Source organism: Yoonia vestfoldensis, assembly GCF_002158905.1.
GTDB lineage: Bacteria > Pseudomonadota > Alphaproteobacteria > Rhodobacterales > Rhodobacteraceae > Yoonia > Yoonia vestfoldensis_B.
The window spans coordinates 1,622,097-1,648,934 of the sequence record NZ_CP021431.1 but is presented as its reverse complement, the minus strand read 5'-3'; the positions used below and the strand labels follow the sequence as shown (position 1 = coordinate 1,648,934).

26 protein-coding genes and 1 pseudogene are annotated in these 26,838 nt (G+C 63.2%); 12 read left to right on the top strand and 15 right to left on the bottom strand.

From position 1 onward, the window contains the following. Positions 1-12 precede the first annotated feature (12 nt). The 7 genes from LOKVESSMR4R_RS08100 to LOKVESSMR4R_RS08070 all read left to right on the top strand — a co-directional run bounded on the left by LOKVESSMR4R_RS08100 (position 13) and on the right by LOKVESSMR4R_RS08070 (position 6,264). Positions 13-1,173, top strand: coding sequence for a M20 aminoacylase family protein (locus LOKVESSMR4R_RS08100; RefSeq protein WP_087207339.1), 1,161 nt, complete (start codon positions 13-15; stop codon positions 1,171-1,173). Positions 1,174-1,222: 49 nt separating this feature from the next. Further along, positions 1,223-2,194 (top strand): agmatinase, encoded by a 972-nt coding sequence (gene speB, locus LOKVESSMR4R_RS08095; protein WP_087207337.1) that lies wholly within the window; start codon positions 1,223-1,225, stop codon positions 2,192-2,194. Then, positions 2,191-3,132, top strand: coding sequence for an agmatinase (gene speB / locus LOKVESSMR4R_RS08090; RefSeq protein WP_087207335.1), 942 nt, complete (start codon positions 2,191-2,193; stop codon positions 3,130-3,132). The genes speB (LOKVESSMR4R_RS08095) and speB (LOKVESSMR4R_RS08090) overlap by 4 nt, the downstream gene beginning before the upstream one ends. Next, entirely contained in the window at positions 3,129-3,575 is a 447-nt protein-coding gene (locus LOKVESSMR4R_RS08085; RefSeq protein ID WP_087207333.1) for a DUF1499 domain-containing protein, read from the top strand. Before speB (LOKVESSMR4R_RS08090) ends, LOKVESSMR4R_RS08085 begins: the two co-directional genes overlap by 4 nt. A gap of 18 nt (positions 3,576-3,593) precedes the next feature. Further along, a complete protein-coding gene (prfA, locus tag LOKVESSMR4R_RS08080) occupies positions 3,594-4,649 on the top strand; it encodes a peptide chain release factor 1 (RefSeq protein WP_087207332.1) in 1,056 nt (351 codons plus the stop codon). After that, on the top strand, positions 4,646-5,479 hold the full coding sequence (gene prmC / locus LOKVESSMR4R_RS08075) for a peptide chain release factor N(5)-glutamine methyltransferase (protein ID WP_087207330.1): 834 nt from the start codon (positions 4,646-4,648) through the stop codon (positions 5,477-5,479). Before prfA ends, prmC begins: the two co-directional genes overlap by 4 nt. A gap of 212 nt (positions 5,480-5,691) precedes the next feature. Beyond that, the gene (locus tag LOKVESSMR4R_RS08070) at positions 5,692-6,264 is read left to right on the top strand and encodes a DUF4167 domain-containing protein (RefSeq protein WP_087207328.1); all 573 of its coding nucleotides are present in this window, start codon (positions 5,692-5,694) and stop codon (positions 6,262-6,264) included. A 3-nt stretch (positions 6,265-6,267) separates the two neighbouring features. On the opposite strand, the gene rsmA is transcribed toward LOKVESSMR4R_RS08070, so the two are convergent. The 6 genes from rsmA to LOKVESSMR4R_RS08040 are packed head-to-tail and all read right to left on the bottom strand — an operon-like array spanning position 6,268 to position 13,629. Continuing rightward, positions 6,268-7,113 (bottom strand): 16S rRNA (adenine(1518)-N(6)/adenine(1519)-N(6))-dimethyltransferase RsmA, encoded by an 846-nt coding sequence (rsmA, locus tag LOKVESSMR4R_RS08065; protein ID WP_087207326.1) that lies wholly within the window; start codon positions 7,111-7,113, stop codon positions 6,268-6,270. Beyond that, a complete protein-coding gene (pdxA, locus tag LOKVESSMR4R_RS08060; protein WP_087207323.1) occupies positions 7,110-8,102 on the bottom strand; it encodes a 4-hydroxythreonine-4-phosphate dehydrogenase PdxA in 993 nt (330 codons plus the stop codon). The genes rsmA and pdxA overlap by 4 nt, the downstream gene beginning before the upstream one ends. Beyond that, the gene (locus LOKVESSMR4R_RS08055) at positions 8,099-9,316 is read right to left on the bottom strand and encodes a peptidylprolyl isomerase (RefSeq protein ID WP_087207321.1); all 1,218 of its coding nucleotides are present in this window, start codon (positions 9,314-9,316) and stop codon (positions 8,099-8,101) included. The genes pdxA and LOKVESSMR4R_RS08055 overlap by 4 nt, the downstream gene beginning before the upstream one ends. 16 nt (positions 9,317-9,332) lie before the next feature. Next, positions 9,333-11,426, bottom strand: a complete 2,094-nt coding sequence (locus LOKVESSMR4R_RS08050) for an LPS-assembly protein LptD (protein WP_087207319.1) — start codon at positions 11,424-11,426, stop codon at positions 9,333-9,335. Then, a complete protein-coding gene (gene lptG, locus LOKVESSMR4R_RS08045; RefSeq protein WP_087207317.1) occupies positions 11,426-12,520 on the bottom strand; it encodes an LPS export ABC transporter permease LptG in 1,095 nt (364 codons plus the stop codon). The genes LOKVESSMR4R_RS08050 and lptG overlap by 1 nt, the downstream gene beginning before the upstream one ends. Continuing rightward, positions 12,517-13,629 carry an LptF/LptG family permease gene (locus tag LOKVESSMR4R_RS08040; protein ID WP_087207316.1) on the bottom strand — a complete coding sequence of 371 codons (1,113 nt, stop codon included), beginning with the start codon at positions 13,627-13,629 and terminating at the stop codon, positions 12,517-12,519. Before LOKVESSMR4R_RS08040 ends, lptG begins: the two co-directional genes overlap by 4 nt. Positions 13,630-13,780: 151 nt before the next feature. Between LOKVESSMR4R_RS08040 and LOKVESSMR4R_RS08035 the strand changes: the two genes are divergently transcribed. Together LOKVESSMR4R_RS08035 and LOKVESSMR4R_RS08030 are read left to right on the top strand one after the other, a co-directional pair. Beyond that, positions 13,781-15,250 (top strand): leucyl aminopeptidase, encoded by a 1,470-nt coding sequence (locus LOKVESSMR4R_RS08035; RefSeq protein WP_087207314.1) that lies wholly within the window; start codon positions 13,781-13,783, stop codon positions 15,248-15,250. Further along, positions 15,251-15,718: a DNA polymerase III subunit chi gene (locus LOKVESSMR4R_RS08030; protein ID WP_087207312.1), complete on the top strand. Its 468-nt coding sequence runs from the start codon at positions 15,251-15,253 to the stop codon at positions 15,716-15,718. Positions 15,719-15,930: 212 nt separating this feature from the next. Here the strand turns inward: LOKVESSMR4R_RS08030 and LOKVESSMR4R_RS08025 are convergent, their stop codons facing one another. Genes LOKVESSMR4R_RS08025 through LOKVESSMR4R_RS08015 form a run of 3 tightly spaced genes read right to left on the bottom strand, consistent with a single transcriptional unit; the run spans position 15,931 to position 19,007 of the window. Continuing rightward, positions 15,931-16,509 carry a retropepsin-like aspartic protease family protein gene (locus tag LOKVESSMR4R_RS08025; RefSeq protein WP_087207310.1) on the bottom strand — a complete coding sequence of 193 codons (579 nt, stop codon included), beginning with the start codon at positions 16,507-16,509 and terminating at the stop codon, positions 15,931-15,933. Between the two features lie 18 nt (positions 16,510-16,527). Further along, entirely contained in the window at positions 16,528-17,157 is a 630-nt protein-coding gene (locus LOKVESSMR4R_RS08020) for a MarC family protein (RefSeq protein WP_087207308.1), read from the bottom strand. Then, a complete protein-coding gene (locus LOKVESSMR4R_RS08015; RefSeq protein WP_087207306.1) occupies positions 17,154-19,007 on the bottom strand; it encodes an ABC-F family ATP-binding cassette domain-containing protein in 1,854 nt (617 codons plus the stop codon). Before LOKVESSMR4R_RS08015 ends, LOKVESSMR4R_RS08020 begins: the two co-directional genes overlap by 4 nt. Positions 19,008-19,144: 137 nt before the next feature. Here LOKVESSMR4R_RS08015 and ndk point away from each other — a divergent pair, with 137 nt between their 5' ends. After that, entirely contained in the window at positions 19,145-19,567 is a 423-nt protein-coding gene (gene ndk, locus LOKVESSMR4R_RS08010; protein ID WP_007204997.1) for a nucleoside-diphosphate kinase, read from the top strand. Between the two features lie 98 nt (positions 19,568-19,665). Here ndk and LOKVESSMR4R_RS08005 read toward each other — a convergent pair whose 3' ends face one another. The 6 genes from LOKVESSMR4R_RS08005 to LOKVESSMR4R_RS07980 form a co-directional block, all read right to left on the bottom strand. Then, entirely contained in the window at positions 19,666-20,721 is a 1,056-nt protein-coding gene (locus LOKVESSMR4R_RS08005; protein ID WP_087207304.1) for a cytochrome-c peroxidase, read from the bottom strand. Between the two features lie 117 nt (positions 20,722-20,838). Then, a complete protein-coding gene (locus LOKVESSMR4R_RS08000; RefSeq protein ID WP_087207301.1) occupies positions 20,839-21,174 on the bottom strand; it encodes a TfoX/Sxy family DNA transformation protein in 336 nt (111 codons plus the stop codon). Between the two features lie 50 nt (positions 21,175-21,224). Next, positions 21,225-21,371 (bottom strand): hypothetical protein, encoded by a 147-nt coding sequence (locus LOKVESSMR4R_RS20140; RefSeq protein WP_157898174.1) that lies wholly within the window; start codon positions 21,369-21,371, stop codon positions 21,225-21,227. A 105-nt stretch (positions 21,372-21,476) separates the two neighbouring features. Then, positions 21,477-23,663 (bottom strand): DEAD/DEAH box helicase, encoded by a 2,187-nt coding sequence (locus tag LOKVESSMR4R_RS07990; protein WP_087212849.1) that lies wholly within the window; start codon positions 23,661-23,663, stop codon positions 21,477-21,479. 133 nt (positions 23,664-23,796) lie between these two features. Further along, positions 23,797-24,390, bottom strand: a complete 594-nt coding sequence (locus tag LOKVESSMR4R_RS07985; protein ID WP_087207295.1) for an HD domain-containing protein — start codon at positions 24,388-24,390, stop codon at positions 23,797-23,799. A 53-nt stretch (positions 24,391-24,443) separates the two neighbouring features. Beyond that, positions 24,444-25,097: an alpha/beta hydrolase gene (locus tag LOKVESSMR4R_RS07980; protein ID WP_087207294.1), complete on the bottom strand. Its 654-nt coding sequence runs from the start codon at positions 25,095-25,097 to the stop codon at positions 24,444-24,446. A 166-nt stretch (positions 25,098-25,263) separates the two neighbouring features. On the opposite strand from LOKVESSMR4R_RS07980, the pseudogene LOKVESSMR4R_RS07975 reads away from it, so the two are divergent. Further along, positions 25,264-25,724: pseudogene (locus LOKVESSMR4R_RS07975) on the top strand (Rrf2 family transcriptional regulator). Positions 25,725-25,799: 75 nt separating this feature from the next. Next, a complete protein-coding gene (locus tag LOKVESSMR4R_RS07970) occupies positions 25,800-26,831 on the top strand; it encodes a cysteine desulfurase family protein (RefSeq protein WP_087212846.1) in 1,032 nt (343 codons plus the stop codon). Positions 26,832-26,838 lie beyond the last annotated feature (7 nt).

The window sequence follows — 26,838 nt, the reverse complement described above, 5'->3', positions numbered from 1 at the left end:
AAGCGCCATCCCATGCCCGTCATCAACCGCATCGCCGATTTCACCGCAGAAATGACCGGCTGGCGCCGTCATCTGCATGCGCATCCCGAATTGCAATTCGATTGCCACCAGACAGCGGCCTTTGTCGCGGCAAAGCTGCGGGAATTCGGGGTCGATGAAATTCATGAAAGCATCGCCACCAGCGGCATCGTCGCCATCATCAACGGGCAGGGGGCGGGGCGCACCATCGGGCTGCGCGCCGATATGGATGCGCTGCCGATGGAAGAGGTGACAGGGCTGGATTACGCATCCACCGTGGCAGGCGCGATGCATGCCTGCGGCCATGACGGACACACGACGATGTTGCTGGGGGCTGCGAAATATCTGGCCGAGACGCGCAATTTCGCGGGCCGTGTCGCGCTGATCTTTCAGCCCGCCGAGGAAGCGGGCGGCGGGGCCGAGGTGATGGTGAACGCAGGTATCCTTGACCGTTTTGACGTGGCCGAGGTTTACGCCCTGCACAATGCCCCCGGCACGGCGGTGGGCGCGTTTTATACCACCCCCGGCCCGATCATGGCGGCGGTGGATACATTTCACATCCATGTCCAAGGGCGCGGCGGGCATGGGGCCATGCCGCATGACACCGCCGATCCCGTGGTCGCCTGTGTCGGCATTGTCAGCGCGATCCAGACCATTGTCAGCCGCAACCATTTTGCCTTTGACCAGCTGGTCGTTTCGGTCACGCAGATCCACACCGGCACGGTGGATAATGTGATCCCCGATACCGGCTATATCAATGGCACGGTGCGCACATTTGATCCCGCCGTGCAGGCGATGGTCAAGGACCGTCTGGCCGGGATCGTGGCGGGGCAGGCCGCCGCTTACGGCGTCACGGCGACGCTGGATTACGAGATCGGCTATCCCGCGACGGTGAATGACGCGGACAAGACCGCCTTTGCCGCCGCGGTCGCGCGCGAAATATCCGCCGATGTGGTGGATGACGCCGCGCCTGAAATGGGGGCCGAGGATTTTGCCTATATGCTGAACCAGCGCCCCGGGGCCTATCTGTTTGTCGGCAATGGCGATACCGCAGGGCTGCATCATCCCGCCTATGATTTCGATGATGCCGTGGCCCCTGTGGGTGCCTCGTTCTTTGCCCGTATCGTCGAGCGGGCCTTGCCGGTAGCGCCATAACTTTGATGCCTCCGGCGGGAGTATTTTTGGAAAAAAGAAGGTGTGAAGAATGGCGTTGGAAGATGCGAAAGCGCAGGTCGATCTGGCCTTTACACGGCAAGACAGGCGCGGGCTGGCCTTCGAGAATGCCTTTGGCGGCGCGGTGTCCTTTCTGCGCCGCGCTTATAGCAAGGAGCTGAGCGGCGTCGATCTGGCGGTCACGGGCATTCCGTTCGATCAGGCGGTGACGCATCGGCCCGGCGCGCGGTTCGGGCCGCGTGCGATCCGCGAGGCATCTTGCCTGCAGCCCTATGATCCGCCTTATGGCTGGGACGGGTTTGACCCTTTGTCGGAATTTTCCATCGTCGATTATGGCGATATGGCTTTTGATTATGCATCGGTGGCAGGCGTGCCGGCGCTGGTCGAGGCGCATATCGCGCGGATCCTGGCCGCAGGGGCGGCGAGTATCACTTTGGGCGGTGATCATTTCATCACTTTGCCGATCCTGCGCGCCTATGCGGCGAAATACGGGCCTTTGTCGGTCATTCAGTTTGATGCGCATTCCGATCTTTGGCCTGATGAGGATATGGCGCGGATTGATCACGGCACTTTCATGTATAAGGCGGTCAAGCTGGGGCTGGTCGATCCTGCGCGATCGGTGCAGATCGGCATTCGCACGCAATGCGACGATTATCTGGGGATGCGGTATATTGATGCGCGATCCTGCCACGCGCGCGGTGTCGCCGATGTCGTGGCCGAAATGCGCGGGATCGTCGGTGATCATCCGACCTATGTGACCTTTGACATCGATGCGCTGGACCCGGCCTTTGCGCCGGGCACCGGCACGCCGGTCTGGGGCGGGCTGGCCAGTTGGCAGGCGGCGGCGCTGCTGCGCGATCTGGCGGGGATCAATATGGTGGGCGGCGATATTGTCGAAGTCTCGCCGCCCTATGATACCACCGGCGCCACCGCCATTGCCGGTGCCCATGTCGCGATGGAGCTTTGCTGTCTGGCGCTTTGGAATAAAAGGAAAAAGGGATGAAAAATCAACCGATCAGCGGCAATGATCTGGCCCGGTTTTCGGGGCCGCAGAGTTTCATGCGCCTGCCGCAGCTGGAGTCTGCGGCGGGGCTGGATGTCGGGTTCATCGGTATCCCGATGGATATCGGCACCAGTTGGCGGTCCGGCACGCGGATGGGCCCGAAACAGCTGCGCGAACAATCCGCGATGATCCGGCCTTATAATATCCAGACGGGGGCCGCGCCTTTTGATGCTTTGCAATGCGCCGATCTGGGCGATGTGGCGATCAATACTTTCAATCTCAGTGACACGATCCGCATCATTACAGAGACTTACGCAGCACACCTCAAGCATGATTTTATCCCGATGACCCTGGGCGGCGATCATACACTGACCCTGCCGGTGCTGCGGGCGATCGCGGCCAAACATGGCCCTGTGGCGCTGGTCCATGTCGATGCCCATGCCGATGTCAATGACGAGATGTTCGGCGAGCGCGAGACCCATGGCACCGTCTTTCGCCGCGCCTATGAGGAAGGGCTGATCACCGCCGATAAAGTGTTCCAGATCGGGCTGCGCGGCACCGGTTACACGGCGGATGATTTCACCGAAGCCGCAGGCTGGGGGTTCAACCAATATCTGGCCCCAGAATTGTGGCATAAATCGCTGACCCCGCTGGCCGCTGCGATCAAGGCAAAGATCGGTGATCAGCCTTGTTACATCAGCTATGATATCGATTCTCTGGACCCCGCCTATGCGCCCGGCACCGGCACGCCCGAAATCGGCGGGCTGACCACGGCCCAGGCGATGGAGCTGATCCGGGGCTTGCGCGGGCTGAATATCGTGGGCTGCGATCTGGTCGAAGTGTCGCCGCCCTATGATCCGTCGGGCAATACCGCGCTGACCGGGGCGAACCTGATGTTCGAGATGCTGTCTATCCTGCCGGGGGTGCCTTACCGATGATCGAGATCATGATCCGGGTGATTGTCCTTGTGCTGGCGCTGGTGATCGGTGCCATGACCTATGTCCGCCTTGCCCCGACCGATGTTGCGCGCTGGCACCAGCTCGATCCGGTGACGACAGCGGGGGATGTGCAGGAACCCGGCGGGTTCAAGGCCGTGCGCCAGATCACCGCCGCACAAGAAGAGGTTTTGACCCGGCTGGACGCTATCGCGCGCGCCACGCCGCGCACCCGCCCCATTGCGGGCAGCATCGCGGAACGGATGGTGACCTATCAGACGCGGTCATTGATCTGGGGCTTTCCCGATCATACGACCATTGCCGTGCAGGGCGATCTGCTGGTGATCCATGCCCGTTTACGCTTTGGCCAGTCGGATATGGGGGTCAACCGGGCGCGGGTGCTGGATTGGCTGGACCAGCTTGGCCCCTTGACCGCGCCCCCCTGATCGGCCAATCGGGGCGTCATGATAGCCGCTGATAAAATCGAACAGATCATCGACCGTTTCCGGTTTCTGGAGGCCAAGATGTCCGATGCCGCCCATGGTGGCGATATCGCAGCCCTGGGGCGCGAATATGCCGAATTGCGCCCCGTGGTCGAGACTGTCACCGCCTATAAAGACCTATTGGCACAGATCGCCGATACCCAGGCCCTGGTGCAAGACCCCGAGATGCGCGCGCTGGCCGAAGAGGAATTGCCAGAGCTGAAGGCCGCGCTGGCCGCGTCGGAACATGCCGTGCAATTGGCGCTTTTGCCCAAAGATGCCGCCGATGCGCGCCCTGCCTTGCTGGAAATCCGGCCCGGCACGGGGGGGGATGAGGCGTCTTTATTCGCGGGCGATCTGCTGCGGATGTATCAACGCTATGCCGAAAATCAGGGCTGGCGCTTTGAGATCCTCGAACAAAGCCTGACCGAGCTGGGCGGCATCAAAGAGGTCGTCGCACGGGTGGCGGGCGAAGGTGTCTTTGCGCGGCTGAAATATGAAAGCGGCGTGCACCGGGTCCAGCGCGTGCCCGAAACCGAAAGCGGCGGGCGTATCCATACATCGGCCGCCACCGTCGCCGTGCTGCCAGAGGCGCAGGATGTCGATATCCAGATCAACCCGGGTGATCTGCGCATTGATACGATGCGCGCCAGCGGATCGGGCGGCCAGCATGTCAATACCACCGATTCCGCCGTGCGCATCCTGCATATCCCCACCGGGTTGATCGTGGTCAGCGCCGAGAAATCGCAGCACCGCAACCGCGAGATCGCGATGCAGGTCTTGAAAACGCGGCTCTTTGATCTGGAACGCCAGCGCATTGACGGCGAACGATCCGCCGATCGCAAGGCGCAGGTGGGCTCGGGCGACAGATCCGAACGGATCCGTACCTATAATTTCCCCCAAGGCCGGCTGACCGATCACCGGATCAACCTGACGCTTTATGCTTTGGGGCAGGTGATGGCGGGCGATCTGGATGCGATCATCGACGCGCTGCAGGCCGAGGCCCAGGCCGCCCTGCTGGCCGAGATGGGCGCGTGAGCGGCTTTTTTGCAGGCGGGCGGTTCTGGGACATGACGGCGGCAGATCAGGCGGTCCTTGATCAAGGCCGCGCCGCGCTGGCGGCAGCCGGGGTCGCGGACCCCGGCCACGAGGCGCGGCTGATCTGGGCGCATGTCACGGGCGACAGGGCAGGCTTTGCCGCGCTGGTGACGCGCCGGGCCGCGCGCGCGCCGCTGTCGCATCTGCTGGGCTACCGCGATTTTTATGACCACCGGTTCATCGTGACGCCCGATGTGCTGGACCCGCGCCCTGATACCGAATCCATCGTGGCGGCGGCGCTGGAATGGCCTTTTGCCTCTGTGCTTGATCTTGGCACCGGATCGGGCTGCATCCTGTTGTCGCTGCTGGCCGCGCGGCCGCAGGCGACAGGGCTGGGCGTTGATATCTCTGCGGCAGCGCTTGGCGTGGCGGCGCGCAACCGGCGCGCCCTTGGGCTTGACGCGCGCGCGACATTGGCCCGCTCGGATTGGTTCGCCGCCGTCAGCGGCAGATTCGATCTGATCATCGCCAACCCGCCCTATATCGCGGCGGATGAAATGGCCGCCCTGCAACCCGAAGTGCGGCTGTTCGAGCCGCATCTGGCCCTGACCGACGCTGCCGACGGGCTGTCGTGCTACCGGATCATCGCGGCGGGCGCGGCGGCACATCTGGTGCCGGGGGGGCGATTGATCGTGGAAATCGGCGCGACACAGGCGGCGGCGGTCAGCGCCATTTTCACGGCGGCCGGGCTGCGTGATCTGCGCGTGATCCCCGATCTGGACGGGCGCGACCGCGGGATCGCGGGGCAATGGGGTGCAGCTGCGTCCTGATCGCGGCGCTGGCCCGCTAATCTGGCAGGCGGGGGCAATTTTGACTTGTCATGCCCGCCGTGCCATGCTTATTGCGATATATCGGATGGGTACGAGAGTTTTCATCTCTCTCCGATCAGTTGCCAAAACATTCCAAGGCCACCACATCAAAGACGCGCCGCTGCGCGATACAGCGCCAGCGCAAGGTCAGCCAAAGGCTCGAAAGCATATCAATGAGATCATCCAAGTCACGGTCGCGGAACAAGAACCGCACGCCTCGTCCTTCGGGCGGCAATATCATCAACCGGGTTTTCGAAAGCTCCGGTCCGGATGGCAAAGTGCGCGGCACGCCCCAGCAGATCATTGAAAAATACAACCAGCTGCACCGCGACGCGCAGCTGTCCGGCGACCGGGTGAATGCGGAAAACTTTGCCCAGCATGCCGAACATTACACCCGCCTGCTGGCCGAAGCCCAGCGCGAGGTCGATCAGCGCCGCGAAGAACTCGAAGCGCAGAACCGCGAACGGCAGGCCGAACGCGACAAGGAACGCAATGACCGGATGCAGGCGCAGGATCAGGCGGGCAGCGACCAGCCCAGTGCCGAGCAGCGGCCCGATCCCCGCCCTGATCCCCGCCCCGATCCACGCCCCGATCCACGGTCGGCCGATGACACGGGGCCACAAAACAGCGATACCGGCCTGGTCGAAACCCCCGAGGAAAAACCCCAGCAGCGCGCGCGCAAACCCCGTGCCCCGCGTAAACCGCGCCCCGATCCGCGCGACAGCTCGCCCGAAGCCGCCGAATAGACCCTAGCGCGCGGCTTTCAGGCTGCGCGCCAGCGCACAAAACGCCTCTAGCCCGACCTGTTCGGCGCGCTCTGTGGGGGCGATGCCGACCGCCCGCAAATGATCCTCGATCGCCGGGCTGATCGATTTCAGCGCCGAGCGCAGCATCTTGCGGCGCTGGTTAAAGGCCGCGGCCACCACCATGTTCAAGACAGCAGGGTCCGCCGCATAGCGCGGCGCGGGCAGGGCGGTCAGATGGACCACCGCCGAATGCACCTTGGGCGGCGGGGTAAAGACCTCGGGCGGCAGGTTCATGACAATCTTGGCATCGCTGCGCCATTGCGCCAACAGCGCCAGCCGCCCGTAAGCCTTGCCACCGGGCTGGGCCACGATCCGTTCGGCCACCTCGCGCTGGAACATCAAGGTCAGGCTGTCCCAGAACGGCGGCCAGACCTGCGGCGTCAGCCAGCGGACCAGCAATTCAGTGCCGACATTATAGGGCAGATTGGCCGCCACCTTGATCGGGGCTTGCAGATATTCCAGCGGATCAACCGCCAGCGCATCGCCTTCGATCACCTGCAACCGGCCCGGATAGGCGGCGGCAATCTCGGCCAGGGCCGGCAGGCAACGGGGGTCTTTCTCGATCGCCAGCACGCGGCGCGCGCCCGAGGCCAGTAAGCCGCGCGTCAAGCCGCCGGGGCCGGGGCCGATTTCCAGCACATCCGCCCCCGCCAGATCCCCCGCCAGCCGCGCAATCCGGGCGGTCAGGTTCAGATCCAGCAGAAAATTCTGCCCCAATGATTTCTTTGGTGCCAGATCATGGCGCGCAATCACCGCGCGCAGCGGTGGCAGATCATCAATCCCGCTCATGCCATCTTCCGAGCCCAAATATCCCCGCCGGAGGCCTCAAAGTTTTGCGCCATCCGCGCGGCTTGCCGCAAGGCCGCGATCATTGATGCAGGGTCCGCCACGCCAAGGCCCGCAATATCAAAAGCCGTGCCATGATCGGGCGAGGTCCGGATAAACGGCAGGCCCAGCGTGACATTGACGCCGCCTGCAAAATCAATGGTCTTGATCGGGATCAGGGCCTGGTCGTGATACATGCAGATCGCCACGTCATAGCGCGCGCGGGCGGCGGCGTGAAACATCGTATCGGCGGAATGGGGGCCGGAAATCTGCAACCCTTCGGCGCGCAAAGCCTCGAGCACGGGGGTGATCATCTCGACCTCTTGCAGACCCATCTTGCCATCCTCGCCCGCATGCGGGTTCAACCCCGCCACGGCGATACGCGGTGCGGCGATGCCAAAATTGCGGCGCAGGGCGGCATGGGTGATCAGGATCGTATCGGTCAAAAGCGCGGCTGTCAGCGCGGCGGGCACATCGGCCAGCGGGATATGGATCGTGGCGGGCACGACGCGCAGGCCCTCGCAGGCCAGCATCATCACCACGCGGTCCATTCCGGCCAGCGCGGCCAGATATTCGGTATGGCCCGGATAGGCAAAATCCGCGCCCGCGATCAGCGCGGCCTTATGGATCGGCGCTGTGCAAAGCGCGCTGGCCTGACCGTCGCGCAGCAGATCAACGCCGGTGGCAATCGCGTCAATCACGCCTTGGGCATGGGCGGGGTCGGGCTGGCCTGCGACCGCGGGGCTGCCGAAATCACGCGCCAGCACCGCCATGGCATCGGGCGTGATATCGCGCAGATCATCCACGATGCGCACAGGCGTGCCTTTTGGCAGATGCGCGGGATCACCGATCCAGACCATCGGCAGATCATGGCGCAGGACAGCCCAGGCCTTGGCCGCGACTTCCGGCCCGATCCCGGCCGGTTCGCCGCAGCTGACAGCAATCGGTTTCATCGGGTGACGATCACCGCCTGCGCGCGCAGATCCTCGACCAGCGCATCGGCCAGCGTGGTCAGGCGCTGTCCGCGGATCTGGTTGCGCAGGGTCTCGGGATCGGCGGCGGCCAGATCGGGTGCCACGCGCTGGCACAGCATCAAGAAGACCAGCACCTGGCCATTGTCGCGTGTCAGGTTGGTGGATACTTCATGCGGATCAAGCCGGGCCAGTTCCAGCGCGATATCCTGCGGGATTTCGGCGGGGGGCAGGGCGCGGCGGTCCAGCACCTCGGCGGGCTGGTTGCGCGCGATCCCGTAAAGATCGTCGCAGGTATCGACGCGATTGGCCACGTCATCCGCGATGCGCAGTGCCGCGTCACTGCGGCCACCGGCGATGTAATAGGCGGCATAATCAATGCTGGCGGGCGGCGGTGCAGGCTGCACGGCTTCGCGCCGACCACGCATCTGGAACAAGGCGATCCCGTTGGGGATCATGATCGGGGCGGTGACCTCGCCGATTTCAAGATCAAGGATCAGCCCCTGCAATTGCGGCGGATAATTCGAGATCGGCAGCCAATCGAGCTGGCCGCCCTGATCGCGCGATGGCAGCGCGGATACCTGACGCGCGGCAGCCTCGAAATCGGCAAAATCGCGCATCTGGGCGATCTGTTCTGCGGCTTGGGCGGCGCGTTCGGCCATTTCGGGGGGGGCGGCGATGATGATCTCGTTCAACAAAACCTCCATCTCGCTGCGCGCGCGGCCCAGCTGGCCCTGTGCGCGGGCGATATCGGCATCGGTGACGGTCACTTCGCGGTTGAACCTTGCGCGGACATAATCGCGCCATGTCACGCCGATGCTGACAAAATCGCGCAGCGTCGCGGCATCGACGCCGTTTTCGGCCAGCATCGCGTTGAATTGCGCCAGATCCATATCGGCGCGGCCTGCGAATTCATCCAGCGCCGCGGTGATCGCCTCGGGCGGGACGCGCAGGCCGACGCGGTCGATTTCCTGCTGCTTGAGCCGGTCCGAGATCAGCGCGTCACGCGCGGCCTGCGCGATATCGCCCCTTGTGCCGAACACTTCGAGCAGGCGGATCCGCTGGCTGAGCTCATATTGCGTGATGACGCGTTCATTCACGGTGATCGCGGGGGCGAATTGGTTTTGCGCCGCCGCCGGTTGACCAAGGCCCAGCGCCAGCGCCAGAACGGCTGTCCAAGTCGAAATTACACGCATGCGGTTCTCTTTCTTGTCATTGCCGGCATTGGGCGGCGGGGCCTTTGGCGGACCGGCCGGTGGAAAACCCTGCCAATGATCCGACTAGCCCAAAAGTGGTGGTCGGATCAACACTACTGGATGCCGTGTACCGGCGCGAGGCGGAAACCGCGAGGGTCACACATTCGTTTTGCCAGGTGAAACCCAAGCCCGCCTGCACCGGCCGGTCGGCGGCCACGTTATAGCGGGCATCCGCCGCCATCCGCAGCGTATCGGTCAGTTGGAACCCCGCATCCAGCGTCCATTCCGAAATCGTGTCTAACCGGTTTTCCGCCGCATCGCGCCCCTGCCAGATATAGGTCGCCCCAAGATTGAGCCTTTCATTGCTCCAGCGTGCGCGCCCGTCGGTGCGGGTGGTTTCGATATCATCATCGAAAAGCCCGCGCCATTCGATCACAAAGCCGCCCGGCGTTGTATATTGCCCCGAGACCAGCCAATCCGATTCCGTCCCGTCCAGCCCGGAGGATGGCGTGAAATCGGGCTGCGCGCTGTCACGAAACACCCGCCCGAATGTCAGCGAAGAGGCAGCCCCCCCCGGTCCGGCCCGTGTCCATGTCAGCCCGGCGGCCAGCTGGGTGCCGGTTTCCACCGCATCCTGCCCGGTAAAGCGGCTGCGGTCGAACAGGTTGGCGGGGTCAAATTCGCTGCGGGCGCTGTCCTCGTTGGGGGGGGCTGCGCCATGCACATCGGCCCAGCTGAGCGTCAGGGTCGGCTCGATCAGGTGATTGGCCGCCCCCTGCCGGGCCAGCGGCCAGCGCAGCGTCGCCATGCCGCTGGGCACCAGCCGCAGATCGCTGTCCGGATAGCTGCTATCGTCGCGCACGCCGTAAAGATCGCCGCGCAGGCCGGTCTGTGCCGTGGCCACGATCCCGCCCGGCAAGATCCAGTCGCGCCGCCATTCGGCCCGCCCGCCCGCGCGGGTAACATCGCGCCCGGCGCTGCCATCGGTGCGATCGGGGCGATAGGCGGTATCAATGCTGGTCGCATAGATCAGCGTGCCGCCAAAGCCCGGCTGGATCCGGGCCTCGTGGCGCGCCTCGCCGATGATCGGCGGCAGAGAGGCATTGGTTTCCACCTCGCGCAGGGTCTGGAAATAGCTCAGCCGTGCCTCTGTCAGGGTGGTATTGGTGACGCGCAGCAGGCTCAGGTCGCTTTCCAGCCGGTCCTTGTCGTCATAATCGTAATCCAGCAGATAGGCCTTGTCGGACACGGTCTCGATCTTAAAGGCCAGACGGTAATTGGCGGGCAGGGCAAAGCTGCCATTGGCGAACAGATAGGATCGCAGGTCATCTTGCAGCGTGTCGTCACTGACCGCGCCGCGCAGCGACAGCGACCCGGTGGCAAAGGCGCGGCGCAATTCCAGTTCCAGCGTCCGGGTCTGCGCCGAGACATAGGGCGATAGCGTCATATCGGCATGATCACCCAGCGTGATGAAATAGGGCAGCTTGATCCCGGTGCCCAATTGGCTGGTGCTGCGCTGGCGCGGGATCAAAAAGCCCGTGGCACGGTCCAGCGTCGGATCGGGCAGCCGCATCGCGGGCAGCCAGAACAGCGGCAATCCGCGGATCAGAAAGGTCGCATTCTCGAAATAAAGCTGCTGTTCCAACGTGTGATGCGTCACCTTTTCAGCGCGGATTTCCCACAGGGGCGCGCGGTTGCCGCAGACCTGACAGGATGAGGCCGTGCTGCGATAAAGTTGCAGATACCGCCCGTCGCGCTGGTCGATCTGGTTGGCGGCCAGTTGCAATTGCTGGTCCAGCACGATGCGCGCGCCCAGCAGGATGCCGTTTTCCAGCCGTGGATCCAGCGTGCCGCTGGCGGCGGTGACCAGATTGCCAGCCGGGTCCTGCACGATGATCGGGCCGGTGATCTGCAGCTGGTCGGCGGCGCGGTCATAGATGATCTGGCTGGCGCGCAGCTGGGTGCCCTCGAAAAACGCCACGACATTGCCGCTGGCGATCAGCTGGTCATCGGCGGTCAGCGTCACATCATCCGCGACCAGCGTGGCGACATTCTGCGCGCCCGCCAGCCGCGGCAGCAGCAGCATCAAGATCAGGGCAAGCCAGCGCATCAGCCGTCCTCGTTATGCAGCAAGATCCCCAGCGACAGCGCCATCGCCGCAAGCGGCGGCGCCCAAGCGGCCAGGGCGGCGGGCAATTGGCCGTTCTCGCCCAGCACCTGGGCGAAATTGCGGATGAAATAGATCACGAAAGCCACGACAATCGCCGTCATCACCGCCAGCCCGGTGCGGGTGCCGCGCTGGTGGCGGATCGTGAAACTGGCCCCGATCATCACCATCGCCATCAAGAACACCGGCTGCGCGATTTCACTATGCAGCCAGACCAGATGCCGCTGCGCGGAAAAACCCGCATCGCGCAGCCGGTCGATAAAGGCGGGCAATTGCCAGATCGGGATCGACGAGGGCGTGCCGAAACTGTCGCGGATCTGGTCGGGTGTCAGCGTCGAGGGGATACGCAGGCTGGCCTGGGTGGTCGCGCCCGCCTCGGGGGTCAGGGTGCCGCCGAAGGTCCAGACCTTGGCATCCGCCAAAACCCAGGCACCATCGGTCAAGATCGCAGAGGCCGCATTGACCCGCCGCGCAGGCCCGACATCGGGCGTGAAGGTCAAAAAGGTCACATCCGTCAGCACCGTGCCATCCAGATTGGCCCCCGCCGCGCGGATCACCGTCTGCCCGTCGCTGGCCCCCTGGCGCAGCCACAGCCCCGATGATCCGATCGCCAAGACCGAGGCATTGCCGCGCAAAGCGCCGCCGCGGGCCTCGTATTCCTTCGATGTCGCCGCCACGATCGGGTTCAGCACCGCCACCGCCACGACCCCGATCAACAGGCCAACGGTCAGCGGGGCGGCCATGGCGCGCAGCGCCGAGCGCCCCGCCGCCCGTGTCACCACCAATTCCGATGAGCGCGCCAGCCCCAAAAACAGCGCAATAGCCGCCAGGATCATGATCAATGGCAGGATTTCATAAATCGCGCGCGGAATATTCAGCAGCGTCAGCGCCAGCAGATCGCGCAGACCGGCCTCGGCACTGGCATAGCGGCGCGATTGCTCGACCAGATCAAGAAAGGTCATGATCAGCAAGAATACCACCAAGACCCCCAGAAAGGTCATCAGGAACCGGCGCGCGAAATAGCGGTGCAGGATCATGCTGGCCCTTCCTGCGCGGTCGGACGGCGCTTGAACAGATAGGGCCTGCTGGCCCAGAACAGCAAGGCCCAGACGATCACCAGCCCGCCAACACCGGGCAGATAGGTCATGAACCACAGCCGCGCATCCGCCCGCGCGGCATTCAGCCCGGCGGTTTCCAGCGCCTTGACCACCACGATCAGCGCAATGGCCGCGACGATCTGACGCCAGACGCCAAAGCGGCTGTAGCTGCCGACCATCAGCGTGGCAAAGCCGATCAGCGCCGCCACCATGCCCAGCAGCGATTGGCTGAACCGGTCATGGCCATCGGCGATCATCCGCGCCGCCGAACTGCCGGTTTCGGCAACAAGTGCGGGCGTCGGATGCAACAGCGCCCATGTCGACAGATGCGCCGCCCGCCGTCCGCCCGTTGTCGCTGGGGTCAGCAAAGCGCCGACATTATAGGAAAGATCGGCAAAGCGCGTGGTGAACAGCCGCTGGTCGGCCAGACGCAGGGTCTGGACCATGCCGTCGATCATGACCAGCTGGGTTTGCTCTGCCTCGCGCACCAGAAAGGCGCGTGACGCGGTATAGGTGACGTGATCCTCGGGGCCGCGATTATCGGACAGAAAGACATCGTATAATTCGCCCTCGGGGCCAAGGTCGCGGATGTAAAAGGTGACGCCGGCGATCGGCTCTGTAAACGTGCCGGGGGTCAGCAGGCGCGCGGTGGCATTGCGCGCAATCTCGGCCTGGCGCAGCGCCAGCTGCGCGGCACTGCGCGGCACCAGCACATGCATCAGCAAAGACATCAAGAGCGCCACGATCAGCCCGAAATAGACCACCGGCCGCGCAATGCGGAACAAGGAATAGCCGGTCGCCTGCACGACCACCAATTCGCTGTCATTGGTCATCCGGTTGGTGACATAGATCGCGGCGGCAAAAGCCGCCAAAGGCAGCGCCAGCCGGATCACCGCAGGCAGCGTCAGCGCGGTGAATTCGATGAATACCCCCGCCGATTGGCCATCCGCGATCAATTGGTCAAACAACAAGACCGCCCGGTTGATCGAATAGACCAGCACCAGCACAAGACCGAAAAATCCGCACAGCATGATCAGCTGGGACAGCATATATCTGTCAAATCGTGCCAAATGCTGGGTCCTCTTGTTCCGCCCTTGCGGCAAACTAGCCTAAGCCGGGGCCGGGTTGAACAGCTAACTGGCCTTCGGCGGGCCTGCGGGCTAGGTATCGCTCAGGACCACTGACCCGACAGGAGAGACCATGCCAACCCCCGCAGAAATCCGCTTTGCCGAAACAGCGCTTGACCAGATCGCCACTTTGACGGGCAAGATTGCCGTTTTCGTGGATATGGAAGGGCGTATGGATCCGGCCGGACGCAAGCTGAACAGCCTGACCCGCAAGGCGCTGGAAAGGCTGGTCGCCAGCGAGAGATTCGCCAAGATGGCAGCGGGCGATCTGGCGGTGATCAGCTATCCCGCCGGGCTGGCGGCAGAGACGCTTTGCGTGGTCAAACTGCCGCGCCGCCCCAACCAGGCCGAGGCGCGCAAGGCGGGCGCAGAGCTGGCCAAGGCGCAAAACGGCCAGGATCTGCATGTGCTGGCAGGCACATCGCCGCGCGCGGGTGATATCGCGCTGGGGCTGGCCCTGCGCGGCTATGATTTCGACACCCATAAGACCGGCGACAAAGCCACCCCCGGCAAGATCTGTTTCATGGTGGCCGATCCCCAAGCCCTGGCCAAGATCGCAGCGCCGATGGCGGCTTTGGCCGAAGGCGTGTTTTTCACCCGCGATCTGACCAATGAACCGGCCAATGTGCTGACCACCGATGATTTCGCCGCAAGGCTGGCCGCGATGCAGGAACTTGGGCTGCAGGTCGAGATCCTGGAGGAGCCGGATCTGGTCCGGCTCGGGATGCGCACATTGCTGGCGGTGGGGCAGGGGTCCGACAGCCCGTCCAAGGTGGTGGTGATGTCCTGGAACGGCGGCAAGGCAGGGGATGCGCCTTTCGCCCTGGTCGGCAAGGGGGTGGTGTTCGATACCGGCGGGATCAGCATCAAACCCGCCGCCGGCATGGAAGAAATGACGATGGATATGGGCGGCGCAGGCGTTGTGGCCGGTGTCATGCGCACGCTGGCTTTGCGCCAGGCCCGCGCCAATGTCGTGGGCGTCGTGGGGCTGGTCGAGAATATGCCCTCTGGTGCGGCGACACGGCCGGGCGATGTGGTGCGCTCGATGAAAGGCGAGAGTGTCGAGATCATCAACACCGATGCCGAGGGGCGTTTGGTGCTGGCCGATTTGCTATGGTATACGCAGGACCGGTTCACCCCCAGCGGGATGATCGATCTGGCCACGCTGACCGGCGCGATCCTGGTCGCGCTGGGGCATGAAAAGGCGGGGCTGTTTTCCAATAATGACAAGCTCTGCAGCCAGTTCTTGCAAGCGGCCGAGGCCGAAGGCGAAGGCGCTTGGCGGATGCCCTTGGCCAAACCCTATGACGCGCTGATCAAATCCCGGATCGCGGATATGAAAAACGTGGGCGGGCGCAATGCCGGGGCGATCACGGCGGCGCAATTCCTGCAACGCTTTGTCAAAGACGACATGCCCTGGTGCCATCTGGATATCGCCGGTGTGGCGCATGTGACATCCGAAACCGCGCTGGCCCCTGCGGGGGCGACGGGCTGGGGCGTGATGGCGCTGAACCGGCTGATCGCGGATCATTACGAGGATTAGATGGGCGCTGTATTTTTCTATGAATTGCAAGGCGCGCCGCTCGAGGTGACCTTGCCCATGCTGTTGGACAAGGCGCGCGCGCAGGGCTGGCGGGTGCTGGTGCGCGGCACCGACGCCGCGCTTTTGGCGCAGCTCGACGAGGCGTTATGGCATGGCCCGGTCGAGGGGTTTCTGCCGCATGGGCTGGCCGGCGGGCCGCATGATGCCGCGCAGCCGATCCTGCTGGGCGATGGACCGGCAGAGGGTTTCGCCTGCGTCATGGCCGTGGGCGGTGCCGCCGTGACCGCCGAGGAGGCGCGGCAGCTGGCGCGCGCCTGCATTCTGTTCGACAGCGATGACAGCGCCAAGGCCGCGGCAAGACTGCAGTGGAAAACCCTGACCGATGCAGGGATCGCCGCGCAATATTGGGCGCAAGAGCAGGGGCGCTGGGTCAAGAAAGCGGAACGTGACGCACGCAGCGCTGACTGAAAAGGGGCGCTGCCCCTCTCCCGGACTTGATCCGGGATCACCCCCCCGGATCAAGTCCGGTGCAGGCTGAGTATTTTTGGAAAAAAGAAGATGCGGACCATCATCCATCTTCCGAGCCCAAATATCCCCGCCGGAGGCCGAAAAGTTTTTTAGCCCAAAGCGCGCGTCAGGATCGGCAGGTCATTGTGGCGCGGGGCGCGCTGGCGGCCAGATCACCTTGTCAGCACCATTGTGCCATTGGCAATCTCGATCCGCTGGTAAAGTCCCAGATAGGTCATGCCCAGCAGGCTTTCCTCCATCTCGCCGCCGTTGACGACGGCTTGGATCGGGCCGTCTGTCACGCCGCCCAATGTCATGCTGTCCAAGGTCACGGGGGCGGTGCGGACCATGCCATTGGCGGTCGCGGCCATGCCCGAATAGCGCAGCGTTTCGGGGGCGAGGCCGATGCGGCGCGCGTCGCTTTGTGACAGCACTACCTGGCTTGCGCCGGTGTCGACAACAAAGCGCACCGGCGTGCCGTTGACCGCGATCTCGACCAGGTAATGCCCGCCCTGGCCGCGCGGCATCACGATGCGGCCGTCGGCCATCGTGGCCTGGCGCGGGTTCAGATTCTGGCTGATATCGCCCCAAAGCCCGTAAGCTCCGATCACGCCGATGAAAATCAGCGCCCAGATCGCAGCCTGCTGCGCCATGCGGCCCAGGTTGTTACGCCCCGCCACGATGGCAGAGCCGCCGATTGCGGCGCCCAGCAGCACAAGATAGGTCAATTGCATGATCTGATCGGTGGTCATGCTGACCTATATAGGGCCTCAGCCGCCGATGCCAAAGCCGCGCAGCCCATCAAGCACGAATTGCACCGCCAGCGCGGCCAGCAACATGCCCAGCAGCCGCGTGACGATGTTCAACCCGGTTTTGCCCAAGCCGCGTTCGATCGTGGGCGCCGCGAGAAAGGCCAGGAAGGTGATCAGCAGCACCGCCATCAGCACGGCTGCAATCGCGCCGAAATCGACGGCAGAGGTTGCATTGCCCGCCAGCAGGATGATCGTCGTGATCGCCCCCGGCCCCATGATCAGCGGCATCGCCAGCGGAAAGACCGAAGGGTCATCTTGATGTTCGGCCTGGCCTTCGGCGGCATTATCCGCGCGCCGCGCCTGGCGGCGCTGGAACAGCATGTCAAGCGCGGTCAAAAACAGCAAGATCCCGCCCGCGATGCGGAAGGCATCCATGGAAATACCGATAAAGCCCAGCACGGCCTCGCCCACGAACAAGAACAGGATCATCAGCAGGCCCGCGACCAGACAGGCGCGCAGCGCAATGGCGCGGCGTTGTTGGGGGCTCATGCCTTGGGTCAGGGCGATAAAGACCGGCACCAGGCCGGGCGGGTCCATGATGATGAACATCGTCGTGAAGGCGGCGATGAGGGCGGGCAGCTCGGTCATGCGTTTTGCGCTTTTTCAAGCTTTTCGAGGCTGGCCATCCACATCGTCTCGGCCCGGTTCAGACCGTCCATGATTTCGGCGTATTTCTTGTTCCAGGTGGCCAGCTCGCCTGCCTTGCCGTCTTCATAGAGCATCGGATCGGCCAGTTTCTTGGCCAGCTTGTCGCGCATATCATTGATCTTGGTGACGCGGTCTTCGTTTTTGCGCACCTCGGCGCGCAGGGCGAGGATTTCGTCGCGCGTGGGTTTGGGCGCGGTTTTGACCTTGGGCTTGTCCTTTTCGGCCGGTTTGTCCGGCGTCAGCAGCAGGCGGCGATAGGCCTCCAGATCATCGTCATAGGATGTGACATGGCCATCCTTGACCAGCCAGAGCCGGTCGGCGACCATCGACAGCAGATGCATATCGTGGCTGACAAGGATCACCGCACCCGAATAGGCGGTCAGCGCCTCGACCAAAGCTTCGCGGCTTTCGATATCAAGGTGGTTTGTCGGCTCGTCCAGGATCAGCAGATGTGGCGCGGGCAGGGTGGCCAGCAGCAGCGACAGACGCGCCTTTTGCCCGCCTGATAGGCGCCCGACCTCGGTTTCGGCCTGATCAGCGCCAAGGCCGAACCCCGCCAGACGCGCGCGCAACCGGGCCTGGCCTTCGCTGGCGCGTTCGCGCATCAGATGCTGCAAAGGCGTTTCATCGACGTAAAGTTCATCGACCTGATGCTGGGCGAAAAACCCGATGCGCAGCTTGTTGGATGTGATCATCTTGCCGCGCGCGACATCGAGACGCCCCGAGAGCATTTTCGACAGCGTCGATTTGCCTTCGCCGTTGCGGCCCAGCAGGGCGATCCGGTCGTCCTGATCGATGCGCAGGTTCAGATCATGCAGCACGATGTGGTTGCCGTATCCCACGGCGGCACCTTCGGTGGCGATGATCGGGGGCGACAATTCTTCGGGTTCGGGAAAGGTGAACACGGTGCGCGCCGCATCTTCGGGCGCGCGGATGGTTTCCATCTTTTCCAGCATCTTGACGCGGGATTGGGCCTGTTTGGCCTTGGAGGCCTTGGCCTTGAACCGGTCCACGAAAGCTTGCAGATGCGCGCGTTTGGCATCCTGTTTCTTGGCGGCGGAGGCCATCAGCGCACGTTTTTCGGCGCGCTGTTTGGCGAACATGTCATAGGTGCCGGTGTAATAGATCAGCCCCTTGTCTTCCAGATGCAGGATGCCGCCGACGGAACGGTTCAACAATTCGCGGTCATGGCTGACGATCAGCACGGTATGGGGATATTTGACCAGATACGCCTCGAGCCAGAGCGCGCCTTCGAGGTCGAGATAGTTTGTCGGCTCGTCCAGCAAAAGCAGATCAGGTTCGCTGAATAGCACGGCCGCCAGCGCCACCCGCATCCGCCAACCGCCCGAAAAGGCCGAACAAGGCATTTGCTGTTCTTCATGGGTGAACCCCAGACCTTTGAGGATCGTGGCGGCGCGGGCCTCGGCGGACCAGGCGTCGATATCGGCCAGCCGGGTCTGCACCTCGGCGATGCGGCCGGGGTCGGTGGCGGTTTCAGCCTCGGCCAGCAGCGCCTCGCGTTCCTGATCGGCGCGCAGCACGGTGTCGATCAAGGACACCTCGTTGCCCGGCACCTCTTGGGACACGCCGCCGATCTTCCAGCCGCGCGGGATCGTCACGCTGCCGGTATCCAGCACCATTTCGCCGCGGATGATGCGGAACAAGGTGGTCTTGCCAGAGCCGTTGCGGCCCACAAGCCCGACCTTATGGCCGGTGGGAATGGTGACAGTCGCGTTTTCGACCAGGGTGCGGCCTTCGACGGAATAGGTAAGATCGGAGATTTTCAACATGCAGCTGCCTTGCCTGATCCCAGGGGCCGGGTCAATCGGGGGAAATGATCTATCGCGGGGGATGCGGCCCTTTTCATGCCCTGATGCCCATGCTAGGGGGCGGGCAGTTCAACCCAAACCATGAAAGACCCTGAAAAATGGCGATCCAGCGCACATTCTCGATTATCAAACCCGATGCGACCAAGCGCAACCTGACCGGCGCGATTGTCGCCAAATTCGAAGAGGCCGGGCTGCGCATTGTCGCATCCAAGCGTATTCACCTGACCTTGGCGCAGGCGCAGCAGTTCTACGGCGTCCACAAGGACCGGCCGTTCTTTGGCGAGCTGTGCGAATTCATGATTTCCGAACCCATCGTCGTGCAGGTGCTGGAAGGCGAAGACGCGATTGCGAAAAACCGCGAAGTCATGGGGGCCACCAACCCCGCCGATGCCGCGCCCGGCACGATCCGCAAGGAATTTGCGCTGTCGATCGGCGAAAACTCGGTCCATGGGTCGGATGCGCCTGAAACCGCTGCCGAAGAAATCGCTTTCTTCTTCTCGGGTCTCGAACTCGTCGGATAACAGGTGGGGGGCGCTTTGGCGCGCCTTCATGCCGCGGTGCGCTGAAGCGCACCCTACGGGCCGCCTGATTGGGGCGGCCCTTTTGTTTGTGCAGCGTGTTACATGTCTTCGGGCAAGGGTGTCGTCGCGCTGCGCACCGGCAAGACAGGATGCGTGACCTGCGGGATTTCCCCGGTCAAGGTCCGCAGGAAGGCCGCGATATCGGCGATTTCGGCTTCGTCAAGCTCTGCGCCCAATTGGGATACACCCATGACGGCGACCGCCTCTTCCAGTGACCAGACCACGCCGGAATGGAAATAGGGCGCGGTCAGCGCGATGTTGCGCAAAGGGGCCGCGCGGAACACATAATCATCTGCCACAGTCGCCGTCACGGCAAAGCGGCCACGATCGCCCGCGGGCAGCACATCCGCGCCGGGGCGTTCGACCAGCCCGAAAGGGTAATATTCCTGCCCGCCCATATTGACCCCCGCATGGCAAGAGGCGCAGCCTTGATCCATGAATGCCGACAGGCCGCGCAATTCCTGATCGTCCAGCGTATCGGCCCCCATCAGATATTGGTCAAAACGCGAATTGGGGGTGGTCAGCGTGGCCTCGAATGCCTCGATGGCGAGCGCGAAATTGCGGAATGTGATCGGATCGTCCTCGCCCGGAAAGGCGGTGGCAAAAGCATCGACATAGCCTTGCATCGATGCCAGCGTATCCAGCACGCGGTCGGGGGTATTGTTCATCTCGACCCCGGCCTGCACCGGGCCTTCGGCCTGTTCGGCCAAATCGGCGGCGCGGCCATCCCAGAATTGCGCGATATTAAAGACCGCATTAAAGACGGTCGGCGAATTGCGCGGGCCTTTTTGCCAGCCATGGCCGATGGACACCTCTAGCCCGTCCGCCCCGCCGATGCCGACATTATGGCATGAATGGCAGGAAAACACGCCCGAACGGGACATGCGCGGATCGAAAAACAGCATGGTGCCAAGGGCGATCCGGTCCGTGCTGAGGATATTGTTTGGCATATCGGGCATCGATAGCGGGATTGGTTCAAACATATATTGCGCATCTTCGCGTAATTCCTGCGCGCGCAAATCATCATCCGCCAGGGCAATTCCGGCAAATGTCGTGGCAATCGCAGCCGTCGCGGCAAGGGGAATAGAATGCATTTTCGCCTCTGAGCTGATGCAGCGGACAAGACTGCGGATAACGTCAGCACAAGATTAGCGGATTGGCGCAGGGCTTTTCTTGATCGGGATCAAATCGTGCAAAAAGAATAGAGCATCTCAGGATTTTATTTTTGCCGGCAATACGCCGATCCGGTTCAGGATCTTTTCCATCTCTGCATGATCGCTGTCGCAATGGCGCGCTTTGAGCGCGTCAAACTTGGCGCGTAACGCGTCTTTTTCAGCGCCTTTGCAATCATTCCAGGGCCTGCCTTGCAGCGCCATATGCAGCACATAATAGGGAATGAAATGCGCCCGTTCGCCGTTTTCCAGCAGCCGCGCATAGGCCGCATCCGCGCCGATTTCCCGCAGGCTTTGGGCATCCATGATCCCCGCGCGGCGCAATGATGCGCCAAAAGCGGGGCCGATATTGCGAATGGTTTCAAGCGCGGTCATGGCGCGATCTTACCGCGCGGGGCCGCGAAATCCAGCGCGATATCGCGGTGCTAGATGCTGGCGAAATCCGTAAAGATCGGTTTGCGCGGGGCTGCCGGTATCTGGGCTGTCATCTGCGATGAAGCCTGTGACGGGGCCTGCGACATCTGGCCCATCTGTGCGGGCTGTTGTGTCTGGGCGGGTTGGGAACTGGCCATCTTCATGGTCCTTAATTGCTGCCGATACCTGCTTTTACAGGCGGATCGGTATGTCGCACCAGCCCGCCTGATCCGCCGCCGTGCGGACGTGACAATTTTGTGACGTCAGGGCTTGCCGCGTTTCGGGGCTGCGGCACCGCCTTTGCCCGCCGGTTTGCGCGGTTTGCCAGCGCCGCCGGGCGGGGTGAAGCGCTTGGATGTATCGCTGGCCGAAGGGCGCGGCTTGTCGCCGGACTTGGCAAAAGAGGGTTTGCCCGGACGCGCGAAGCCACCGGGTTTTTTATCCTCGGATTTGCCTTTATAGGCGGGTTTGCCCTCGGTCTTGCCCTTCCATGCGGGCTTGTCCTCGGATTTGCCCTTATAGGGTGGTTTACCCTCGGATTTGCCTTTGTAGGGCGGTTTATCCGATTTGCCCTTATAGGGCGGTTTGTCCGATTTGCCCTTATAGGCAGGCTTGGCGCCGTAAGGCACCAGCGCATCGCCGTGATCGCGGCGTTCGGGTTTCTGGCCGGGTTTGTGGCGCGGTTTGCGGGCCTGATCATCATCGGCGGCACCGGGGATCGGCTGGATCGGGGCCACATCGGCCTGCGCCGACGGCGGTGGCGCATCCTGACCGCGCGGCGCGTGGCGTTTGGGTTTGGGGCTGTCGTAATCGCGCTTGGTGGCGCGCGGGCCGCGTTCACCGATCTGCGGTGCGCCATCCATCTTGGTCAGTTTCGCCTGATTTTCCAGCACCATATCGGGGCCAATGGCGGCCAGGAAACCGGCGACGGCAGGTTCCGAGATTTCGACGAAAGTTTCATTGGGCTGGATGCGGATCGCGCCGATTTCGGTCTTGGTGATGCCACCGGCCTTGCAGATCATCGGGAGCAGCCAGCGCGCCTCGGCTTTGCCTTCGCGGCCCACATCGACGCGGAACCAGCGGGACGGGCCAAAGGATTTGTGATCGCGCGGCGCGCGGTCCTTGTCCGCCCGGTCCGCCGTGGCGGGGCCGTCTTTGTAATCGGACAATTCCTCGGGCGCGGATTGCTTGCCTGCGTAAAGCCGCAGATAGGCCGCGGCGATCTTTTCGGGCGCATGTTGCGCCAGCAGCCGCGCGGCGAAATCCTGTTCGCTGTCGGTAAAGCTTTCGGACCAGACCGGGTCATTCAGCAGCCGGTCTTCGTCGCGGGCGGTGACCTCATCGGCGGTGGGGGGCAGCGCCCAAGTGGCTTGCAGCTTGCCCCAGGTCAGCAGGTTCTGCGCGCGGCGTTTCATTTTCGCAGGCACGATCATCGCGGAAATGCCCTTGCGACCGGCGCGGCCGGTGCGTCCCGAACGGTGCAGCAGGGTTTCGGCATTGGTCGGCAATTCGGCGTGGATCACCAGTTCCAGATTGGGCAGATCGATCCCGCGCGCCGCCACATCGGTGGCCACACAGACCCGCGCGCGCCCGTCGCGCATCGCTTGCAGCGCATGGGTGCGTTCAGATTGGCTTAGCTCGCCTGACAGCGCGACCGTGGCAAAGCCGCGATTGGCCAGACGTGTGGTCAGCCGCGTGACCATGGCGCGGGTATTGGCGAAAACAATCGCATTGGGGGCGTCATAGAACCGCAGCACATTGATGATCGCCGCGTCGATATCGTGGTTGGCGACGGTCAGGGCGCGGTATTCGATATCCGAATGCTGGCTTTCCTTGGTTGCGGTGGCCACGCGCACGGCGTCTTTTTGATAAGATTGCGCCAGTTTCGCGATGGCCGCAGGCACGGTGGCCGAGAACATCAGCGTGCGGCGGCTGGGCGGGGCCTGGTCGAGGATGAATTCGAGGTCTTCGCGAAAGCCCAGATCAAGCATTTCATCGGCTTCATCCAGCACGACGGCCTTGATATCGGACAGGTCAATCGTGCTGCGCATGATATGGTCGCGCAACCGCCCCGGCGTGGCCACGACGATCTGTGCGCCGCGTTCCAGGCTGCGCTTTTCATCGCGGAAATCCATGCCGCCGACGCAAGAGGCAAGTGTCGCACCAGTGCCTGCGTAAAGCCATTGCAATTCGCGTTTGACCTGCAGGGCCAATTCGCGTGTCGGCGCGATGACCAAGGCGACAGGCCGCCCGGCGGGGCCGAACAGGCCGTCCTCGGGCAGGATGCTTGGCCCGATGGCCAGCCCGAAGCCCACGGTCTTGCCCGATCCGGTCTGTGCCGAGACCAGCAGATCCTGATCGGCAAGCGCTGCCTCTGTCACGGCCACCTGCACGGGTGTGAGGTCGGTATAGCCTTGGGCGGAGAGGGCGGCAGCAAGGGTCGGGATCATCGTCGTCATCAATCGGGTGCTTTCTCGGCATGTCTAAAGCACGCGCCCTACGCCTGCTGGCCCTGTTTGTATAGGGGCCTTGGCGAATTGTTGCGCGGCCGGACCGGGGCCAGCCCCGGACCCCGGGATATTTTTACTCGAAAGAGGGGGGTCTTGCGGCGAACCAGGCGTCGATCCGCTGTTTCAGCGCGGCCCAAAGCGCCGGTGCGCCGCGCGCGACCTTGGTGCCGACGCGGGCTTCGAGTTGGGCGGCGGTGACGTGATAGGCAGGCCAAGTGCCGCCGTCGGTTTCGAGATTGGCGATGACCGGCTGCACCCGGTCGATGGATTTGGCAAAGATTGCATCGGCGGTTTCGGCGGCTTCGAATTCATCCCAGAGCGCGCGGAAGCTTTGCGCCTGATCTGGCGGCAGCAGGCCAAAGATCCGCGTTGCGGCCATCTGTTCGATCTTGGCCTGGGCGGCGGCGTCTTGTGCGGCGTGGATCGGTGTGTCGCCGGCGTCGATTTCCACCAGGTCGTGGATCAGCAACATCCGGATCACGCGGTCGATATCGACATCCGCCTGCGCCTGATCGCCCAGCACCCAGGCATAAAGCGCGATATGCCAGCTATGCTCGCCGCTGTTTTCGCGCCGTGACCCGTCGCAGAGCGTGGTTGCGCGCTGCACCGATTTGAGCTTGCAAGCCTCTGTCAGAAAGCGCAATTGCGCCGCGATCCGGTCGGTCATGATGGCACCATATCTACTGGTGCAATCTGATGGGCTGTGGCGCGGGCCATGATCTAGCGCGTGTTTTCTGTCAGCCGCCGCCGGACATAGGTTTTCACCGTGTCGATCATCGGGTCCATATGCGGATCCTCGAAGAAATGCCCGGCACCCGCGACCTCGTCATGGGTGATGGTGATGCCTTTTTGTTCATGCAGCTTGTTGACCAGATTGACCGTGTCCTGCGGCGGGGCCACGCGGTCGCCGCTGCCGTTGATCACCAGCCCAGAGGCCGGGCAGGGGGCCAGGAAGCTGAAATCATACATATTCGCCGGCGGGCTGACCGAGATGAAACCGGTGATTTCGGGCCGCCGCATCAGCAATTGCATCCCGATCCAGGCCCCAAAGGAAAAGCCCGCGACCCAGCAATGTTTGGCGTTATTATTCATGGATTGCAGGTAATCGAGCGCCGAGGCCGCATCGGATAATTCGCCCACGCCCTGGTCATATTCGCCCTGGCTGCGCCCGACGCCGCGGAAATTGAACCGCAACACGGTAAAGCCCAGATTATAGAACGCATAATGCAGGTTATAGACCACCCGGTTATTCATCGTGCCGCCGAATTGCGGATGCGGGTGCAGCACGATGGCAATCGGGGCGTCCCGGTCCTTTTGCGGATGGTAGCGCCCTTCGAGGCGCCCTTCGGGTCCGGGGAAAATGACTTCGGGCATGGCGGTGTTCCGTCGCTGGTTGGGTGGCGACAGCAATCTTGACGAAAACTATCAGTCACCTTAGAAGGATTCTAAACTATGGTATGATCCATGTCTGGCTAACGGTGAAGTAATGACGCAGCCGTGCGCCGTCAATGTATTTGCTGGATTGGACAGGGTGGGCCGCATGAAGTTAAGCACAAAGGGCCGTTACGCGATGGTGGCGCTGGCTGATCTGGCCTTGCAGCCCGCGGATGCGCTGGTCAATCTGACCGAGATTTCCAAGCGGCAGGATATTTCCTTGCCCTATCTGGAGCAATTATTCGTCAAGCTGCGCCGTGCGGGGCTGGTTGATTCCGTGCGTGGTCCGGGCGGCGGGTATCGGTTGTCGCGTCCGGCCTCGGATATTCGCGTGGTCGAGATCCTGGGGGCGGTGGATGAAACGGTCTCGGCGATGCATAAGGGGGCGGGGGCCTCGGGGGGGCTTCGGGCAGCCGCGCGCAATCGCTGACCAACCGGCTCTGGGAAGGGTTGAGCGCGCATGTCTATGTGTTCTTGCACCAGGCGCGATTGTCGGATGTGGTCAGCAATTCGCTGGCGCCATGCCCGGCTGTGCCCGCCTTGTTCGAGATCGTCGATGAGGAGTGAGCGCAGTTCGGGGGCCAGCCCCCGCCCCGGATGTGATCCGGGGCTCCCCCGGGATATTTGGGCTCGGAAGATGTGATGCGGATCTATCTGGATCATAATGCCACAATGCCGCTGCGCCCCGAGGCGCGCGCGGCGATGCTGGCGGCGATGGATATTGTGGGCAATCCGTCCAGTGTCCATGCCGAGGGCCGTGCCGCCAAGGCGATCGTGGAACAGGCCCGTGCCCAGATCGCCGCAGCGGTGGGCGCGGGGACGGCTGATGTCGTCTTTACCTCGGGCGCCACAGAGGCTGCGGCGCTGGCGCTGGCGGGCCGTGGGTTGCAGGCGGCGCCGGTCGAGCATGATGCGGTCCATGCCTGGGTTGATCCGGTGCTGCCGGTGGTGGCGGGCCGCGTGCAGCTGGATGATCCGGCGCGCAGCGCGCTACAGCTGGCCAATTCCGAGACCGGCATCTTGCAGGATCTGCCCGCAGGGCTGGCCCTGTCCGATATTACCCAAGGCTTTGGCCGGGTGCCTTTTGCCTATGATTGGGCCGGGGTGCAGATGGTGATCTTGTCGGCGCATAAATTTGGCGGACCCAAAGGGGTGGGCGCTTTGATCATCCCGCGCGGCCATGAGCTGCATGCCCAGATCAAAGGCGGCGGCCAAGAGATGGGCCGCCGGTCGGGCACCGAGAATGTGATCGGGATCGCCGGTATGGGGGCGGCGGCCGCCGCAGCACAGGCCGATCTGGCGGCGGGGCGGTGGGAACAAATTGCCCAGTTTAGAAATATTCTAGAAATGGCCATTGAGGCTGCCGGAAAGAACACTATTTTTGTCGGGAAAGACCTGCCACGTCTGCCCAATACCAGCTGTTTCGTGACAGCCGGTTGGAAAGGCGAAACGCAGGTCATGGCGATGGATCTGGCGGGTTTCGCCGTTTCGGCGGGATCGGCCTGTTCGTCGGGCAAGGTAAAGCAAAGCCGCGTGTTACGCGCGCTGGGTCTGGATGATGATGCTGCTGCCTCTGCGCTGCGGGTCTCGCTCGGGCTGGAGACAACACAAGATCAGGTATTGCGTTTCGCGCAGGCCTGGACAGAAAAACGCGCACGTCTGCGCGCGGCATAAGGGGAAG